Source organism: Acinetobacter sp. LMB-5 (assembly GCF_001541635.1).
Classification (GTDB): domain Bacteria; phylum Pseudomonadota; class Gammaproteobacteria; order Pseudomonadales; family Moraxellaceae; genus Acinetobacter; species Acinetobacter pittii.
Genome location: NZ_LRDR01000009.1, coordinates 41466 through 58604 on the forward strand (window position 1 = coordinate 41466; position 17139 = coordinate 58604).

Here is a 17139-nt window from a genome sequence, read left to right on the forward strand (position 1 = left end):
TTTTTTTATTAACCTCAATTATTGAGGAATACGTAAAACTTGTCCAGGGAAAATCTCATCTGGATCTTTTAGCATTGGTTTATTTGCTTCAAAGATTTTTGGATATTGATTTGCATCACCGTAAACTTCTTTCGCAATTTTTGAAAGGTTGTCACCTGATTTCACCGTATAAAATTTACTTTCCGGTTCAGGAGTTGCCACTGTCATCTGGTCATCTACTTGAGCCACATGATCAATGTTTCCAACAATAAGAATAATTTTCTCTTTATCCGCTTGGCTTTTTACCTGCCCTTTAATAATTGCAGTATCAGTAGTACCGTTATAGGTTACAGATAAGCCTTCTACCCCTAAGCCCAAACTTTTAATTAAACCTAATAATTTATTTGCAACTTCTTGTGCAGAAGGTTCTGCTGGTGTTGCTGGAGCTGGTTGTGGTTCTGCTGGTGCGGTATTTTTCTTGCCAATACCTTTTACAAAATCAAAAAGACCCATCTTTTAGTCCTCATATTATTGTTTATAGTAAAGTCATTAAACTGACCTTTATTGTTATACTTCAAAAAAGTTATACCTCTGCTATCAATTGAGGTTGATCTTGTAAAAATATGTATCTCTTAAATTTTTTCTAAAATAAAAAAAGCCACCTTACGGTGGCCTTCTTTTTATTCAGCAATATGCGAATTAACCAAGTTTTTTAGTTACATAGTCAATTGCAGATTGAACTGTAGTGATTTCGTTAGAATCTTCATCAGGGATAGTGATGTCGAAGTCATTTTCGAAAGACATAACAAGTTCAACTAAATCTAAAGAGTCAGCACCTAAGTCATCCATAAAAGATGCTTCGTTTTTAATCTCTTCAGCTTTAAGACCAAGTTGTTCTGCAACCGCTTGTTTAACGCGTTGTTCGATATCGCTCACAGGAATTCTCCTCATTGCTTGTGGCGTTTAATTTGCCACTAGTTTAATTGAATATAAAAATTTTTAAAAGTTTATACATCGGCGTTAGGCCATGTATAAACCACCATTTACATGTAATACCGTACCGGTAATGTAACCTGCTTTATCACTTGCAAGGAAACTCACCGCATTTGCGATATCTTGTGGCTCACCTAAGCGATTTAAAGCCACTTGATCACTCATTTTTTTGCGAATGTCTTCACTAAGTGCATCTGTCATTTCTGTTGCAATAAAGCCTGGCGCCACACTGTTTACAGTAATTTGGCGGCTACCCATCTCTTTTGCAAGGCTACGGCTGAATGCTTCAATACCTGCTTTAGCAGCAGAATAGTTCGCTTGGCCTGGGTTTGCAAAGTGAGCTACAACAGAACTGATATTAATAATTCGACCAAAACGTGCCTTCGTCATACCCTTAAGCACACGTTTAGATAAACGATAAACTGCTTTAAGGTGAATGTTGAGAATGTCATCCCAATCATCTTCAGACATACGAAGCAACAAATTGTCTTTCGTAATACCTGCATTGTTAACTAGAACAAGTACAGGACCATAGTTCTGTTCAATATGAGAAACGACTGCTTCAATCTCGTCGAGATTACGCACGTCGAGCGCCAAACCTGCACCTTGTTCACCAAAGCTATCACTTAACTTTTGTGCACCAGATTCAGAAGTCGCAGTACCTACAACAAAATAACCGTCTTGAATAAGTTGCTGGGCAATGGCAGCGCCAATACCCCGACTCGCGCCCGTTACTAATGCAACTTTGCGTTCTTGTGTCATGCAATTTTTCCTTCTGCCACTAAAACAGCATTTAGGGCATCTTCCATTTTGCTCTTACTATCAATAGAAAAAGCTTTTTCAATATTTGGTAAACGCTTTGCGAGGTTACTCAATACTGTACCTGGACCACACTCAACAATGTATTGAATACCTTGGTCTTGTAGAGACTGCATGGTACGTGTCCATTGTACTGATTGGTACAATTGTGCAGTTAATGCCTGACGCAATTGAGCAACATCGGTAGCTATTCCCGCGTTGACATTTTGTATTACAGGAATGGTAGGTAGCTCAATGGCAGTTTGTTCCAAAGCTTCTGCAAATTTCTCAGCAGCAGGTTTCATCAACGAACAATGAGAAGGAACCGATACAGGTAAAGCAATTGCTTTAGCTGACTGCTCTTTTGCCAAAGCCATGACTTCTTGTACAGATGCAGTACTGCCTGCAATTACAACTTGGCCTTGTGAATTATAGTTTGCAGCTTCTACAGAACCTTCACCTGACGCACTCACGGTTTGACAAAGTTCAACCACTTTTTCATCAGCCAAACCAAGGATTGCAGCCATAGCCCCTTGGCCCTGAGGTACAGCACTTTGCATGAGCTTGCCACGCAAGTTAACTAATTTAACTGCATCCGCCAAGCTCATAGAGCCTGCAGCTACCAATGCACTGTATTCACCTAGTGAATGTCCTGCAAGGTATTTAGGTGCCAGACCACCTAAATCAAGCCATACACGCCATAAAGCGATACTGGCAGTTAATAACACAGGTTGGGTATTTTCTGTTTGGTCGAGACCTTCGCCACTTTGCGCAATATGCCAAAGATCAAATCCAAGAGCATCTGAAGCTTCTGCAAAAGTTTGCCCGACCCCACTAAACTGTTCTGCTAGTTCAGCAAGCATACCGACTTTTTGTGAACCTTGACCAGGAAACACAAATGCAGTTTTTGTGGCTAAAGCTACTTGTTCAAGACGTTTAGCAGACATAAGAAATCCTTTTTTGGGTTTTCACTCATTTCTGGAGCGGAAATTTAACATGTTATTTATATATTTATAATTGCGAAAAACAACAAAAAAAGGGAGCTTTCGCTCCCATTTTTTCTATACTTAAGCATCACGCTTAATGCATATCATGCAATTATTCAGCATCAGCTGCTTTAGCGAATAATTGACGACCACGGTAGAAACCGTCTTTAGTCACGTGGTGACGACGATGAGTTTCACCAGTTGCTTGGTCTACTGTTAATGCATTCTCGGTTAAAGCGTCATGTGAACGGCGCATGTCACGGCGAGAGCGACTTTTACGGTTTTGCTGAACGGCCATGATGGCTCCTTACAAAGATCGAAAAAATGGATCAGAACAAATTCAGTTGTCTTATCTCACAATTATAACACAAATTATGAGTTAAGTTTACCCTTCAAACCTGCCAAAACATCAAACGGATTATCCCGTTTTTCTTCGACAACATTCTGAATGGTAGGTTGATGTTTATGTTCACAAGCATCATGCTTGGGAGATAAAGGCATCAACAATAACAGTTCATCTTCTAGTAATGCGAGTAAGTTAATCGAGGCAGGCGTATCATAATCGCCTTTCGTCGAAGACTCACTTTCACCTAAAACGATGAAATCAGCATCCTCATCCAAGCGCTCTATCAGTGACTCATCATCCACTAATGCAATATGGAAGTCTAAGACAAGAGGCATTTCAACAGGTTCCAAACAACGTTGGCACTCCATTGGAACTTTCGTGTCCATGTGACCGTCCATCCACACAATGCGATGATATGCATCCATTGATAGCTTACAGTCTATGTTGATCAATTGATTATCAATTGATCCAACAGCTTCACGAGCGATACGAACAAAGCGAGACAAGGGCAGTTGACCTGACCATGTAAAGCCTTGTTCAGCCCATTTAAACGGCTCAATCTGTGCCGGAAAGGTATTTGCTGACATAATTAAGGCGGCAATTCTACAAATTCATCGGTACTCTGTCAAAGATTAAGATACAATTTTGCACTTCTTTAGACAGAACTCGGGGTAAATTAAGCAATGCACCTGTTGCAGCCGCAACCTGAAGTTAACACTTCATTACTCGTTTGCACCCATTCAACTCATCAGAACACTATTGTACCTGACCCAGTGCAACTCTCACCATGGTCAAGCTCAAAATCGGAGTCTGAGCAAGTTGATTGGCTTATTTTACACTTTAATCACTGGTTTTCCCACCATAATGTGACATTAGTTCGTGGTGATTTTGAACCTGAATATTTTCCAGCGACAAATAAAGAACCAGCCAAGATCCAATTTGCTCACGGTTTCTTTAATAGTGCTTTGCATGAAATTAGTCACTGGTCTATTGCAGGTGAAAAAAGACGTCTATTACCAGATTTAGGTTATTGGTATGCACCTGATGGTCGCACCCAAGAACAGCAAAGTTTATTTGAACAAGTAGAAATTAAGCCACAAGCAATTGAATGGTTATTTGCGCAATCTTTTGGCCGAAAATTTAGAGTTTCACTCGATAACCTTACAGGTGATAGCGGTGATGGCAAACTATTTAAAGATAACGTTTATGCTCAAGTGCAACGTTACTTTTCGGGTGAAGCTAAGTTGCCACGTGATGCAGCAGCATTTATTGGTTTTATTTGCCAATGTACACGTTCGGGTACACCTTTACAATTAAATGAATTTAAACGTGAACTCCTTGATTAATTGACAAAAAAGCTACGTTAATTGCTTGCCTAGGCCATTTAAAAAGCCTAATAATTATTTTTAACACTGGCGTGATGGAGTCTCTAAAATATGATGCATTTACATGTACATCCTGAAAATCCACAGCAACGCCTCATTGCCCAAGCGGTTGAACGTATCCGAGCAGGAGATGTTGTGGTCTACCCTACCGATGCTGCCTATGCGATTGGGTGTCAAATCGGTAATAAAAATGCCATGGAACGTATTGCACAGATTCGTGGCTTAGGGCCTAAACATCAATATGCCATTATGTGCTGTGACTTATCTGATATTGCAACTTATGCAAAAGTTGATAATGCGACATATCGTTTATTGAAAGCGAATACACCAGCTATTACTACATTCATTTTACCTGCAACAAGTGAAGTTCCCCGTAGATTGATGCACCCTAAGAAGAAAACAATTGGCTTACGTATTCCGAGTAATCCAATTTGTCAGGCTTTATTACAAGAGCTTGGCGAGCCCCTACTCACCAGTACATTAATTTTACCAGGCCAAGAAGACCCTCTAGATGACCCTTACGATATTGAAAATCAGTTAGATAAACGAATTGATGTATTTATTGACGGAGGTTTTGGTACCTTGACCAGTACAAGTATCGTTGATTTATCGGGCGAACATCCTGAAATTATCCGCCGTGGTGTTGGCGATGTAAGTGCTTTTGAATAAGCACTTACTTTTTTACCAATAGTTTAAAAAAAAGTATTATCACTCAAAAAAATACTCTTTATTTATTTTGGATTTTTTTTACACTTTAGTCGTTAAGTAATTTATTAAAAGACACAATTCATTTAGAATGATTTTCACTATCTGCTGTTCTTCTACTTACAGCTGTCTAGGACTTGAGTAACAAGTCTCATGCTTTTGAAAATTCGCGTGGCTTATAATCGTAATGAATCAATCACTTCATCAATCCATGGAAGACGCTCCACACATCCGTGTTTTAGATGAGTGGCAGGACAAAATTCCAGAAGATCTCTATATACCTCCAGCTGCATTTGAGATTTTGCTCGAGCAGTTTGAAGGTCCATTAGATTTTTTAATTTATCTGATTCAGAAAAACGGTTTCGATTTAATTCAACTCGATATTGCTCCTATAGCGACTCAATATTTGGCCTATATGGATAGCATGAAATCTTTAAATATCGAGTTGACAGCAGATTATATGGTGATGGCTGCTTTATTGGCTGACTTGAAGTCTCGCCTACTTCTACCAAAACCTACAATTATAAGCATTGAAAAAGACCCTAAGCAGGAGCTTATTGATCGTCTTGAAACCTATCTACGCATTAAGCAAGCAGCTGAGCGTTTAGGCCAAATGCCAATTCTCGAGCGCGATACATTTAGTGCCAATGTGAGCTTGGGACATATCTCACCTGTTTATGAAGGTTACGATATCTCAGCGCTACATGATGCGTTGTTCTGTGTATTTAATCGCCCCGAACCTATTACCCATGTTGTCGCTCAAGAACCTGTTTTACTCGAAGAACGCATTGCATATATTGAAGAGAAATTAGAGTCTGGTGACGTGTTAAGTTTTAAAGAATTACTCAATCCCCAGCAAGGTCGTATGGGAATGGTTGTTACTTTTATGGCAGTTTTAGAATTGACTCGCCAACAGAAAATTAAAATTATTGCCACTGGTATTGAAGCCCCGTTAGCAATTCAAGGATCTTCAATATGAGTAGTTTTGAACAACATAATAGTGATTTGTCATTAGCAGACATACATCATGAAGTCTTATTACAACTTGAAGCAATTATCTTTGCCAGTGAAGCGCCTGTTTCAATTGCCCGCTTAAAAGAAGCATTTAACAATCAATATAATAAACAACAGCTTCGTCAACTTTTGCAACAGCTCGCGCTATTGCAACATGGTCGGTCTATTGAGCTGATTGAAACAGCACAAGGGTTTCGCTTTCAGGTAAGATCTAAATATCGTAGTATTATTGCGCAAATTTGGCCAGAGCGACCAACAAAACTGTCGCCTTCATTACTAGAAACCCTGGCTGTCATTGCTTATCATCAACCGGTTACCCGAGCTGATATTGAACAAATTCGTGGTGTATCTAATAATAGTCAGATTCTTAGAACACTATTTGACTGGAACTGGATTAAAGAAGCCGGTTTTAGAGATTTACCCGGAAGACCTGCGTTGCTAATTACAACGCCTCAGTTTCTGAATGCTTTTGGTCTAGCCTCTCTAGGCCAATTGCCTCCCCTACAGAACGCCAAGGAAGCCTTTATGGCTCTCGATGCAAATGCACCGAAATCATAAAGAGGTGGACTGTTGATCATTATGTCTAAGGTTGTGCTGTCATGAGTGAAAAATTGCAAAAAGTATTAGCGCGAATCGGATTAGGTTCCCGCCGATATATGGAAGAGGTTATTGCCGCAGGACGCGTGAGTGTAAACGGTCGTGTTGCCCAAGTGGGTGAGCGCATTGAACCAGGCGATGAATTACGCATTGATGGCCGTAAAGTTCAGTTTCAGATTGAAGACGAAATTCGTCGTCGCGTACTGATTTATTATAAGCCTGAGGGTGAAATCTGTTCACGTAATGATCCTGAAAAACGCCCAACCGTATTTGATCATTTACCACAAATTGCCAATGACCGCTGGGTAATGGTAGGTCGTCTGGATATTAACAGTACTGGTTTATTACTATTCACAAATGATGGTGAACTTGCTAACCGCTTAATGCACCCATCTAATGAAATCGAACGTGAATACGCTGTTCGAGTAATGGGTGAAGTAACGCCAAAACTACGCCAAAACATGGTCAACGGAGTAGAGCTCGAAGATGGCCCTGCCAAATTCGAATCATTCTCTGAAATTGGTGGTGAAGGTATTAACCGCTGGTACCAAGTTGTAGTAAAAGAAGGTCGTAATCGCGAAGTACGTCGTATTTTTGAATCGCAAGATCTTAAAGTAAGCCGTTTATTACGTACACGCTACGGCACAGTTATTTTACCGCGCGAACTACGTACTGGTCGTTGGATGGAACTCGACAAAACTGACATCGACAACTTAGCAAAATCAGTTGAGTTAAAACCACGTCAAGGTACAGGTTTATTTGGTATGGCGAAACGCCGTACTGATCGTATGACTGAAAAACCAATGGCTGCGCGTCGTGGCGGATACTTACGTCAACAACGTCGTGATGATGAAAAAGAAGCTCCTGTTAACACAGGGAACCAACGTAAATCGACTGGTTTTAACCGCGGTTCGAAGAAATTCTAAGATATTAAAAAGATGTAAAAAACCGCTCAAATTAGAGCGGTTTTTTATAGCCGTTTAACTTAATTCATTTTTGCCAGTTCAATCCATTCAGCTTCGGGGAAATGAATAGCTAAATAATCTTTCAAAAAATTTGAAGTATCTTGAGAAATTAATGGATCTTTTGATTCATCTTTTAGGTTATAAACCAAGGCATGCAACTTCAGCCCACGAGACTTAAGTGCTTCAAGACTAAGCAAAGTATGGTTAATACTTCCTAAACGACCTGATGTTACTAAAATAACGGGAAACTGGTGCTGAGCGACGTAATCAATGGTCAGCAGGCTTGTGGTTAATGGCACCATTAAGCCTCCGGCACCTTCCAACAATACGATTTCAAAACGCTCCGCCAATGTTTTGGTTGCATTTTCAATTTTTTGAAAATCAATTTCTCGGTTATCAAGACGTGTTGCAAGATGAGGTGAAGCAGGATAACTGAAGATTTCAGGCATGGTTAGCTTGTCATGATCTTCTTGAAACCAGCCCTGTCCCATAATTTCACGATGCTTTTCAATATCCTCAGAAATATCAGCATTACCTGTCTGAATGAGTTTTTGGGTAATCACTTTTTTACCCTGCTCAGTCCATAATTTTGCTAAAAATCCTGTTGCGTAAGTTTTACCAATTTCGGTATCAATCCCGCTCACAAAATAGATCTGGCCACTCATTTACTTCATTCTCCGGGCAATGCAATAAATCGGATGATATTTTAGGGAATACCCATCGGTATGTTTAAACCGATCATAATCTTGATAAAACTGTTGTAAAGTTTGCTTAGTCCAACGATGCTGCGCCGTTGCTGTTACACCTGTTGCTTTTAAATGCTGTAACACGTCTTTAGGTGAATCGAAATAGAGTTGAGTTTCTGATTCTGACAAATGCAAAATCTCAAAACCAGCCTGAATTAAGGCACTATTCCAATTTTCAATTGACCAATAACTTAAACCTTGTCCTGTTAATTCTTTAATCTCTAATAAGTTTTTAGAGCCAAATGTTGAAAAGCATAACCAACCTTGCTCAGTTAAAGCCTCATTACAACGTTCGAGCAAGCGCGGTAAATCTTGCATCCACTGTAAAGCTGAACCTGAAACAATCATATCTAGCTGCTGAGGAAAATCTAACGCCTCAACGTCTCCAATCAACCATTTCAAACTTTCTTGATGACTAAAGTGCTGCTGCACATCTGCATACAGATCATTCAAAATTAACTCTTCGATTTGAAAAGATGCAGTAATAAGACGAGTTAAATTGCCAGAACCACAACCAATTTCAAAAACACGTAGCATCGTCCTCGGGCAAAATTGCTTTAGTAAATTCGTTAAATTTTGGCAAATTTGTTTTTGAACAATTGCATGCTCTGAATAGGTTTGCCCTGCTTTGGCAAAACGCTGGGCAACTAAGTTTTTATTCAAACTCACAGAAAACTCACCAATTCTTCAAGTTCATGTTGCTGCACCATTGATGTTAAAGAAATACGCAAACGCGAACTATTTTTCGGTACTGTTGGTGGACGCACAGGCATAGCATAAAAACCACTTTCCTGAACCTGTTTTGCTTTATCGATAGCAGCTTGACTCTCTCCAACAATGACTGGAATGATATGGCTGGTCGATGGACTATCGTAGCCCTTCTGTACAACAGCTTGTTGAAGATATTGGCTAATATTTTTTAAGTGTTCACGCTGAGATTGAGAGATTAATACTTTCTCAAAAATAAAGTTTGCCCATGCCATAACAATCGGTGGCTGTGCAGTACTAAAAATAAGTGGGCGCATTTTATTAATGAGATAATCTTTAACAATTGGATCGCAAATAATGTAACCACCGACTGCTGCTAATGCTTTGCCTAATGTACCGACTAGAAAATCAATTTCCTGAATCACATTATATTGTTCAGCACACCCTAAGCCTTGCTGACCACGCACCCCAATTGAATGCGCTTCATCGACATATAACATAGTTTTAGCAAAACGTTTTTTTAGCTGAACTAAAGCGGCTAAATCCGTCTCATCACCGTCCATACTAAAAATACTTTCTGTGACCACAATGATTCGTTCAATCTTGTCTTCATCATGATATTTTTGGAGGAGTTGTTCCAAGTGTTGTAAATCATTATGTCGATAACGCACATACTGAGCGCCAGATAAACGTATACCGTCAATCATACTGGCATGAACTAACTTATCCGCCAATATTAAAGTTTTACTATCAGCAATAGCTGGTAAAATACCAATATTCATATGGTAGCCACTATTAAATAATAGTGCCGCGCGACCACCAAATGCTTGGCTTAGGCTATTTTCTAATTGTTCATATTCGTCAAAATTGCCCGTTAATAGACGTGAAGATGAAGAACTAAAATAGCTACGCTCGATTGGAAAGCTATCTAAAAACTCTTGACGAAGATTGATATCAGCAGCCAACCCGAGATAGTCATTTGAAGCTAAGTTGAGCATCGTTTTATTTTGAATTGTAATAAAACGTCCGTGCTGCACATTTGGGGTAAATTGTCTAAAGTTACCTTGTTGCTTTAACTCATCTAATTCGGCAGAAAAATGATCAAGCAATGACATCTTAATTCGCTCCCTGCATCGTTTGAACAACTTCAACCAACTGTTCGAGCAAATCGCTTAACTCTTGATGCGTAATGACATACGGTGGCATCACATAAACCAATTTTCCAAAAGGACGGATCCAGATTCCGCGGTCTACAAATTGTTGCTGTAAGGTTTTCATATCAACATTAAAGGTGAGTTCTACTACACCAATTGCACCCAGCACTCGCACATCGGCAACATAATCAAGCTGACTTAAAGGCGTTAAATATTGACTTAACTGTTGCTCAATTCGCTCAATATTAGCCTGCCAATCTTGCTCAATTAATAATTGGGTACTTTTTAAAGCGACCGCGCAAGCAAGTGGATTGGCCATAAAAGTTGGGCCGTGCATAAACACCCCAGCCTCACCGCGACTAATGGTTTCTGCAACATGCTTTGTCGTTAAGGTAGCAGATAACGTCATGTAGCCGCCTGTTAAGCCCTTACCTATACACATAATGTCTGGCTCAACTTGGGCATGCTCCCATGCAAAGAGCTTACCCGTGCGACCAAAACCAGTCGCAATTTCGTCAAAAATTAATAACAGATTATATTGTTCACAAAGTGCTTTCGCCTGAAGTAAATATTCAGGATGATAAAAACGCATCCCCCCTGCACCTTGAACAATCGGCTCAATAATCAGTGCAGCAAGGTTTTCATGATTTTGCTGAATAGCTTGCTCTAGCTCAGCAATATCTTCTTGGTTCCACTCTTCATGAAATTTGGTTTGCGGTGCTGCTACAAAAAGACGGTTCGGTAAACTTGTACCAAAAATTTGATGCATGCCTGTCACTGGATCACAGACCGACATCGCATTCCATGTATCACCGTGATAACCAGAACGTGTAGTAATAAAATTTGTTTTTTGTGGTTGGCCTTGTGCTGTCCAGAATTGCACAGCCATTTTCAAAGCAACTTCAACGGCAACCGAACCTGAATCTGCATAGAAAATTTTATCGAGACTCGGTGGAGTAATTTTTAAAAGAATTTTTCCAAGTTCAATTGCAGGATCATGAGTTAAACCACCAAACATGATATGCGACATGTTCTGTAATTGATCTGTCACTGCCTGATTGAGTTCAGGGTGGTTATAGCCGTGAATTGCACACCACCATGACGACATACCATCAATTAAAGTCTTACCATCATCTAGTTCAATCGTTGCCCCATAGGCACGTTTAACTTTAAACGTTGGTAAAGGTTGGGTCATTGAGGTATATGGATGCCAAATATGTTCCAAATCAAAATTATCGGTCATCCTCTATACCCTTTTACAGCAATTAAATCTTTCATTTAGCACATGTTAAACCTGTTAAGAATGAAAGAAAATTGCGAGATCAACCAAAGCTTATTAACTTTGCTGATGAATTGTTAAAAATTGGCAGATTTCTTCAATTGTTCGGTCCACTTCTAGATATGGAAAAGCATGAGTAGCGCCTTCTAGCACTTTATAATTCATGTTTTCTGTCATGATATTCTTGAAATTTTCAATAATTTTGCAAGGAACGACCTTATCTTGCTCGGCAAACACATGAAACTGCGGACCTGGGTAGCTTTTTAAGTTATCTACCAAATTTAGTTGTTCAAGCATTTTCAAACCCAGTGATAGCAATTCAATTGAAGGCGGATTTGCTATGTTTTGTATGCTTACCCAATCTTGTTTGGCCTGAGATGAACCGAGTGTAATTAAGTAATAAAAACGCTTTAAAGTGGCTTGCGGGTTTTGTAAAAAAGAAGTCTTAAATTGACTAAACACATCAGCAGGCATAGCAGTTTGCCAATTATCGTTGGTAACAAAACAAGGATTTGAAGCGAGTGTAATTAATGTTTTAGTTTGACCTGTTTGCTCATAAAAAGTATTAACCAATTGAGTTGCTAACTGTCCACCTAAAGACCAACCTATTACTACATCAACCTCAGCAACTAAATCAAGCTGGGCACGATACTTACCATCTAAAATATTAAAAATATTAATAAGTTGTGTTTGATAGCCAGCTTTTTCCAATTGCAATTTAAGGGACTGCAAAGGCTCCACTCCTACTCCCCAACCTGTAATTAATAAAATTTTATTTTGTAACTTCATATGCCTGCTCAAAGCCGATTTTATAAGGATTATATAATATTATCGGTTTAAAATATCTTTTAAAATCAATATAAAAAACAAATTTTAGAGCATAAAATTAAGCATTTATAATAAGATAATATTCTGAAATATATTGATAAATAAGACCTGCATTATTCATAGTAAACATACAAAAATTTAATTATCTAAACATTGAAGCCAATCAAAAAACAACATACTCCACACTTCGCCTATAAATCCATTATGCAATGTAATTAATGTTAATACTTATGTTTTTTTATTAAAAGAAATGACTCATCAATTCATTTTAATGCTAGAAGATTAATTATTGATCAGAAAATATCAGGAAGGCTAATATGAACAGTCAAAACACAATATCTGATGGGAGAGAAAAAAACACATCTTTTGTTACACCCAATGATATTATAAACAACTTATCTTTAGATAAAAATTACTGCTTATTTTTGGATATTGATGGCACACTAGCACCCTTTCAAATTAATCCTGAGCATAGTTTTATTCCAAACGCCACATTAGAAACTATAAAAAAAATTACTAAATTAAATATACCTGTTATAGCTGTAACAGGTCGTGATGTAGATACAGCAAGCAAACTACTACATCCTATTGAAGTTCCAATTGCTGGTTTACATGGTTTAGATATTTATTTTAATTCAGGAAATTATATTCGACCAGATTTAAGCAGTATTAATTTCAAAAAATTAAAACAAGATATTATCAAAAATTGTGAAAAATATCCCGAATTATTAATTGAGGATAAAGGATATTCTATTGCCTTACATTATCGTAAAAATCCTAATTTAGAAAATAATGCTATTAATATTATGCAGAAAATTAATATCAACCACCCCCACTTAAAAATAAATAAAGGAAAATTTGTTGTTGAATTAATCCCAAACCAAGCTGATAAAGGTAGAGCAATTGAGACTATATTAAATCATCTTGATTTACATGCAGTATTACCTATTTTTATAGGTGATGATTTAACAGATGAATCTGGTTTCACTTACATTAATCAGCAAGCTGGCCTTAGTATTAAAGTAGGTCCAGGCGAAACACAAGCAAAATATAGATTAAAAGATATTGATAATGTCGCGGATTTTCTTCTTTTATTTCAAAACAGAATAAAAAGCTTATATGTCAAAAATAGCCAAAATCAGAATGGAGAAAAATTATGTCTAAATTAATCGTATTATCGAACAGAATAAGTATGCCATCAGGTAAAGCTTCAGCAGGTGGTCTTGCTGTAGCTGTACAAGATGCACTAAATGATAGTAACGGCATCTGGTTAGGCTGGAATGGGCAGCAAATTACCGATAGCGAAGCGCCAGAATTTGAGCAGGCTTATTCTCAAGGAATTGACTACATTACCTGCCCCCTCACTCATCAGCAATATGCCCAATATTATTGTGGTTTTGCTAACAAAGTTTTGTGGCCAGCAATGCATCATAGAGATGATCTGATTGAATATGATGCAGAAGAATATAAGACCTATCAAAAGGTTAATCGCTTATTTGCTCAAAAGCTAAAACAGCTTGCTCAGCCTGAAGATCTTATTTGGGTGCACGATTATCACTTTTTTAGTGTGGCTCGCTATTGCCGTGAATTAGGCATGCAAAACAAAATTGGTTTCTTCTTACATATTCCTTTTGCCAGTCTGAATATCTGGCACAAAATTCCGGTAGCCCGTGAGTTAATTCAAGACTTGAGTCAATATGATGTTATTGGCTTACAAACTCAGATTGACCAAAATGCTTGCATGCAGACTTGTCTGAATTTACTCGAAGCTCAAAAAATTCAAAGCAATAGTATTAGCTATAAAAAACGTCAAATATTAATTAAATCATACCCAATTGGTGTTCAGCCTGAACTTATACAAAAACAAGCCCAACAAGATTTGGCGACCTCTTCGGTGTTTAATTTTGAAGAAATTCCACGTCAAAAAACTATTATTGGAGTTGATCGTATTGATTATTCAAAAGGTTTACTCGAAAGATTTAATGCATTTGCAACGTTCTTGGAAACCAGCCCTGAATATCATGGCTTAGTTCGACATCTTCAAGTGGCAATCCCTTCTCGTACCGATATTCCAGCTTATCAACGCTTATACCAACGTTTTAAAACCAAGCTGGAGTTAATTAACGAAGAGTTTGCGCATGAAGACTGGAGGCCAGTAGATTGCTGCTATGACACGGTACAACACCATAATCTTATGCACATTTATCGTCATTCAGATATTTGCTGGATTAGTTCACTACGTGATGGTATGAATCTAGTGGCTAAAGAGTATATTGCGGCACAAGACCCTGAAAATCCAGGTGTGCTCATTTTATCTAAATATGCTGGTGCTGCTGAGCAAATGTCTCAAGCCTTGATTGTTGACCCGCAAGATAGAGCGGCAATGATGGATGCTTTAAAAATGGCTTTAGAAATGTCTAAAGCTGAGCGTATTAATCGTTATCAACAATTGATAGAGGGATTAACATCATCTGATCTTACCCATTGGCGAAATAATTTCTTGGATGATTTAGAAAAGACACCAACTTTACTAATGAAGCCTCAGCGATTATTACAAGATAATTATCAATCTATTTATCAGGTTTTATAAATCTAAATAAAAGAACATCGAGAAATTCAATTTCTCGATGTTCGCTATTTGGTGATTATTATTTATAAATTAATTTGTCTTTACTAATGTAAAGCGGTTAAGTAAAGCAATAATAAATAGTAATACAGCGACGCCTGTTAAAACTGTACTTAAACCAGTCCATTCCCCAATTAAACCGATTAAAGCTGGTCCACTTAATGAACCGGTATAGGCAATTGTTGATACTAAAGATAGTGCTGCTGCTTTAGGCATATTGTTTTGTCGACCAACACGAGAAAACATCACGGGTACAATATTAGAACAGCCTAATCCTAACAGTGCATAACCCAATACAACCACTTGCCACACTGGCGCAGTTACAATAACAGCCATACCAATAGCGGCTCCAATTGCACTATAAGTCACAATATTTTTTTCACCCCATTGCTTAAGCAAGATATGACCTGCAAAACGACCAGTCGTCATGCTAAGCGCAAAGAAAGTGTAAGCTAAACCAGCAAAAGCAGGATTAAGTTGATATTTACTTGTTAAATAAATACCACCCCAATCCATCGCAGCACCTTCTGATAAAAAGGCGATAAAACACATCATACCAATAAGCAGAATAATGCCATCGGGACGATAACGTTTTTTCGGTGCTTGAGTTGTATCTTCATGTGGCTTTTCATCCTGTTCAAAAGACGTTAAACAAGAAGGAATAGCAACACCACCAATAACAAGCAAAATCATAACGACTGATAAAGTACTCATTAAGGGTGAAAGTCCTACTGCCAATAGTGCTGTCACAAGCATAGCGCCCGTTAAGCCACCAAGACTACACATTCCATGGAAGCTAGACATGAGCGCTCGCAAGCTATGTTTTTCAACAACCACTGCTTGTAAGTTGATAGCTACTCCAAGACATCCTGCTGCCGATCCAAAAATAAACAATGCTACAGCCATCGTCACAATGCTGCTCCACATCGTAAGGCTAGGCAATAAAACCATTAACAACATCAATGCCAAAGCAATTAACGGACGACACCCCCAGCGCTTGACTAAAGCACCAGTCGCAGGCATAGCAATCATTGACCCGATACCCATACACAGCAAAAGTAAACCAAAATCGGCATGATTTAGGTTTAAACGCTGCTGTGCAAAAGGAATAAGAGGTGCCCAAGCTGCAGTCGCAAAACCTAAGCTAAAAAAGCTTAGTCGTGTTGCAAGACGCTGTGTGCTTAGGAGAGTAGCTGTATCTAAAACAGCAGGTTTGGTAAATAACATATTTCGCGAACTCACCATAAAATCATTGGCGATCCATACCAACCGATTTTCCATAGAAAAACCCTTGCCTCATTAAATTTCTAGGCAAGGGTTTTATTGGCGAAATTATAAACAATTCCATAAAAAAAACAGGGGGTGTGATACAATTTTTCTGACTTTTTTGTAACTGCCAAAGCCTTATATAGTAAGGCTTTGAATATGTTCAATTTGACAAAATCAACATCTAAGCCAAGACTTCATTTTATTAAAATGAGCCAATAAAAAAACCCAGCCTTAGCTGGGTCTTTTTATTAAATTTGAGATTGAATATAGTTTTGTAAGCCAATTAACTCAATTAAACGTAATTGCTTTTCTAACCAGTATGTATGGTCTTCTTCAGTATCTGATAATTGTTGACGCAACATATCACGACTAATGTAATCGCCCTTCTCTTCACAGAGTTTGATACCAGTCGCTAACTTTTCACGAACATGATATTCAAGCGCCAAATCAGCTTTTAAACAAGATACAACGTCTGTACCAACATTGATATCTTCACGATGCATGTTTGGTTTAGCACCTAAGAACAATACACGGCGAATGATCGCATCAGCATGAGAAGCTTCTTCTTGCATCTCATGATCAATACGTTCATAAATTTTATTTAGGCCCCAATCCTCATACATACGAGAATGGATTAGATATTGATCACGGGCAGCCAATTCTCCGCCAATGAGCATATTTAAATAGTCTATGACTTCTGGATTGCCACGCATAATAAATCTCCTATCGTATGAAGACTATTATGGGCAATCTTAAAAATG

20 protein-coding genes are annotated in these 17139 nt (G+C 38.3%); 7 read left to right on the plus strand and 13 right to left on the minus strand.

The features are described 5' to 3' along the window. Window positions 1–18: 18 nt before the first annotated feature. From lysM to AW165_RS13645, 6 genes are all read right to left on the minus strand, one after another. Window positions 19–492, minus strand: a complete 474-nt coding sequence (gene lysM, locus AW165_RS13620; RefSeq protein ID WP_002120434.1) for a peptidoglycan-binding protein LysM — start codon at window positions 490–492, stop codon at window positions 19–21. A gap of 186 nt (window positions 493–678) precedes the next feature. After that, window positions 679–915 (minus strand): acyl carrier protein, encoded by a 237-nt coding sequence (gene acpP, locus AW165_RS13625; RefSeq protein WP_001279871.1) that lies wholly within the window; start codon window positions 913–915, stop codon window positions 679–681. An 84-nt stretch (window positions 916–999) separates the two neighbouring features. Then, window positions 1000–1734: a 3-oxoacyl-ACP reductase FabG gene (gene fabG, locus AW165_RS13630; RefSeq protein WP_002120395.1), complete on the minus strand. Its 735-nt coding sequence runs from the start codon at window positions 1732–1734 to the stop codon at window positions 1000–1002. Continuing rightward, window positions 1731–2717, minus strand: coding sequence for an ACP S-malonyltransferase (gene fabD / locus AW165_RS13635; RefSeq protein WP_002120357.1), 987 nt, complete (start codon window positions 2715–2717; stop codon window positions 1731–1733). Before fabD ends, fabG begins: the two co-directional genes overlap by 4 nt. 151 nt (window positions 2718–2868) lie before the next feature. After that, window positions 2869–3054 carry a 50S ribosomal protein L32 gene (gene rpmF / locus AW165_RS13640; protein WP_000290730.1) on the minus strand — a complete coding sequence of 62 codons (186 nt, stop codon included), beginning with the start codon at window positions 3052–3054 and terminating at the stop codon, window positions 2869–2871. Between the two features lie 74 nt (window positions 3055–3128). Then, window positions 3129–3689: a YceD family protein gene (locus AW165_RS13645; protein WP_060466120.1), complete on the minus strand. Its 561-nt coding sequence runs from the start codon at window positions 3687–3689 to the stop codon at window positions 3129–3131. Window positions 3690–3785: 96 nt separating this feature from the next. Here AW165_RS13645 and AW165_RS13650 point away from each other — a divergent pair, with 96 nt between their 5' ends. From AW165_RS13650 to rluB, 5 genes are all read left to right on the plus strand, one after another. Further along, on the plus strand, window positions 3786–4448 hold the full coding sequence (locus tag AW165_RS13650; RefSeq protein WP_060466121.1) for an elongation factor P hydroxylase: 663 nt from the start codon (window positions 3786–3788) through the stop codon (window positions 4446–4448). A gap of 90 nt (window positions 4449–4538) precedes the next feature. After that, entirely contained in the window at window positions 4539–5156 is a 618-nt protein-coding gene (locus AW165_RS13655; RefSeq protein WP_002120255.1) for an L-threonylcarbamoyladenylate synthase, read from the plus strand. Between the two features lie 223 nt (window positions 5157–5379). Next, window positions 5380–6171, plus strand: coding sequence for a segregation and condensation protein A (locus AW165_RS13660; RefSeq protein ID WP_060466122.1), 792 nt, complete (start codon window positions 5380–5382; stop codon window positions 6169–6171). Then, window positions 6168–6764: an SMC-Scp complex subunit ScpB gene (gene scpB, locus AW165_RS13665; protein WP_060466123.1), complete on the plus strand. Its 597-nt coding sequence runs from the start codon at window positions 6168–6170 to the stop codon at window positions 6762–6764. The genes AW165_RS13660 and scpB overlap by 4 nt, the downstream gene beginning before the upstream one ends. A gap of 41 nt (window positions 6765–6805) precedes the next feature. Beyond that, entirely contained in the window at window positions 6806–7729 is a 924-nt protein-coding gene (rluB, locus tag AW165_RS13670; protein ID WP_002120431.1) for a 23S rRNA pseudouridine(2605) synthase RluB, read from the plus strand. 59 nt (window positions 7730–7788) lie between these two features. On the opposite strand, the gene bioD is transcribed toward rluB, so the two are convergent. The 5 genes from bioD to AW165_RS13695 form a co-directional block, all read right to left on the minus strand. Continuing rightward, entirely contained in the window at window positions 7789–8433 is a 645-nt protein-coding gene (gene bioD, locus AW165_RS13675) for a dethiobiotin synthase (RefSeq protein WP_033848280.1), read from the minus strand. Then, the gene (gene bioC / locus AW165_RS13680; protein WP_060466124.1) at window positions 8434–9183 is read right to left on the minus strand and encodes a malonyl-ACP O-methyltransferase BioC; all 750 of its coding nucleotides are present in this window, start codon (window positions 9181–9183) and stop codon (window positions 8434–8436) included. Next, entirely contained in the window at window positions 9180–10337 is a 1158-nt protein-coding gene (locus AW165_RS13685) for an 8-amino-7-oxononanoate synthase (protein ID WP_060466125.1), read from the minus strand. Before AW165_RS13685 ends, bioC begins: the two co-directional genes overlap by 4 nt. A gap of 1 nt (window position 10338) precedes the next feature. Further along, window positions 10339–11619: an adenosylmethionine--8-amino-7-oxononanoate transaminase gene (bioA, locus tag AW165_RS13690; protein ID WP_060466126.1), complete on the minus strand. Its 1281-nt coding sequence runs from the start codon at window positions 11617–11619 to the stop codon at window positions 10339–10341. 93 nt (window positions 11620–11712) lie between these two features. Continuing rightward, window positions 11713–12444, minus strand: a complete 732-nt coding sequence (locus AW165_RS13695; protein WP_060466127.1) for an alpha/beta fold hydrolase — start codon at window positions 12442–12444, stop codon at window positions 11713–11715. Between the two features lie 356 nt (window positions 12445–12800). Between AW165_RS13695 and otsB the strand changes: the two genes are divergently transcribed. Both otsB and AW165_RS13705 read left to right on the plus strand, forming a co-directional pair. After that, window positions 12801–13652, plus strand: a complete 852-nt coding sequence (gene otsB, locus AW165_RS13700) for a trehalose-phosphatase (RefSeq protein WP_060466128.1) — start codon at window positions 12801–12803, stop codon at window positions 13650–13652. Next, entirely contained in the window at window positions 13640–15073 is a 1434-nt protein-coding gene (locus AW165_RS13705; RefSeq protein ID WP_060466129.1) for an alpha,alpha-trehalose-phosphate synthase (UDP-forming), read from the plus strand. Before otsB ends, AW165_RS13705 begins: the two co-directional genes overlap by 13 nt. 69 nt (window positions 15074–15142) lie before the next feature. Here AW165_RS13705 and AW165_RS13710 read toward each other — a convergent pair whose 3' ends face one another. Beyond that, the gene (locus tag AW165_RS13710; protein ID WP_081410668.1) at window positions 15143–16336 is read right to left on the minus strand and encodes an MFS transporter; all 1194 of its coding nucleotides are present in this window, start codon (window positions 16334–16336) and stop codon (window positions 15143–15145) included. 290 nt (window positions 16337–16626) lie between these two features. After that, window positions 16627–17091, minus strand: coding sequence for a heteropolymeric bacterioferritin subunit Ftn (gene ftn / locus AW165_RS13715; RefSeq protein ID WP_001214863.1), 465 nt, complete (start codon window positions 17089–17091; stop codon window positions 16627–16629). Window positions 17092–17139: the final 48 nt, after the last annotated feature.

Excerpts from the sequence above, each read along its gene's own strand:
- lysM (WP_002120434.1), bottom strand. The coding sequence starts at position 492 with ATGGGTCTTTTTGATTTTGTAAAAGGTATTGGCAAGAAAAATACCGCA.
- fabG (WP_002120395.1), bottom strand. The coding sequence starts at position 1,734 with ATGACACAAGAACGCAAAGTTGCATTAGTAACGGGCGCGAGTCGGGGT.
- fabD (WP_002120357.1), bottom strand. The coding sequence starts at position 2,717 with ATGTCTGCTAAACGTCTTGAACAAGTAGCTTTAGCCACAAAAACTGCA.
- rpmF (WP_000290730.1), bottom strand. The coding sequence starts at position 3,054 with ATGGCCGTTCAGCAAAACCGTAAAAGTCGCTCTCGCCGTGACATGCGC.
- AW165_RS13645 (WP_060466120.1), bottom strand. The coding sequence starts at position 3,689 with ATGTCAGCAAATACCTTTCCGGCACAGATTGAGCCGTTTAAATGGGCT.
- AW165_RS13650 (WP_060466121.1), top strand. The coding sequence starts at position 3,786 with ATGCACCTGTTGCAGCCGCAACCTGAAGTTAACACTTCATTACTCGTT.
- AW165_RS13655 (WP_002120255.1), top strand. The coding sequence starts at position 4,539 with ATGATGCATTTACATGTACATCCTGAAAATCCACAGCAACGCCTCATT.
- AW165_RS13660 (WP_060466122.1), top strand. The coding sequence starts at position 5,380 with ATGAATCAATCACTTCATCAATCCATGGAAGACGCTCCACACATCCGT.
- scpB (WP_060466123.1), top strand. The coding sequence starts at position 6,168 with ATGAGTAGTTTTGAACAACATAATAGTGATTTGTCATTAGCAGACATA.
- rluB (WP_002120431.1), top strand. The coding sequence starts at position 6,806 with ATGAGTGAAAAATTGCAAAAAGTATTAGCGCGAATCGGATTAGGTTCC.
- bioD (WP_033848280.1), bottom strand. The coding sequence starts at position 8,433 with ATGAGTGGCCAGATCTATTTTGTGAGCGGGATTGATACCGAAATTGGT.
- AW165_RS13685 (WP_060466125.1), bottom strand. The coding sequence starts at position 10,337 with ATGTCATTGCTTGATCATTTTTCTGCCGAATTAGATGAGTTAAAGCAA.
- bioA (WP_060466126.1), bottom strand. The coding sequence starts at position 11,619 with ATGACCGATAATTTTGATTTGGAACATATTTGGCATCCATATACCTCA.
- AW165_RS13695 (WP_060466127.1), bottom strand. The coding sequence starts at position 12,444 with ATGAAGTTACAAAATAAAATTTTATTAATTACAGGTTGGGGAGTAGGA.
- otsB (WP_060466128.1), top strand. The coding sequence starts at position 12,801 with ATGAACAGTCAAAACACAATATCTGATGGGAGAGAAAAAAACACATCT.
- AW165_RS13705 (WP_060466129.1), top strand. The coding sequence starts at position 13,640 with ATGTCTAAATTAATCGTATTATCGAACAGAATAAGTATGCCATCAGGT.
- AW165_RS13710 (WP_081410668.1), bottom strand. The coding sequence starts at position 16,336 with ATGTTATTTACCAAACCTGCTGTTTTAGATACAGCTACTCTCCTAAGC.
- ftn (WP_001214863.1), bottom strand. The coding sequence starts at position 17,091 with ATGCGTGGCAATCCAGAAGTCATAGACTATTTAAATATGCTCATTGGC.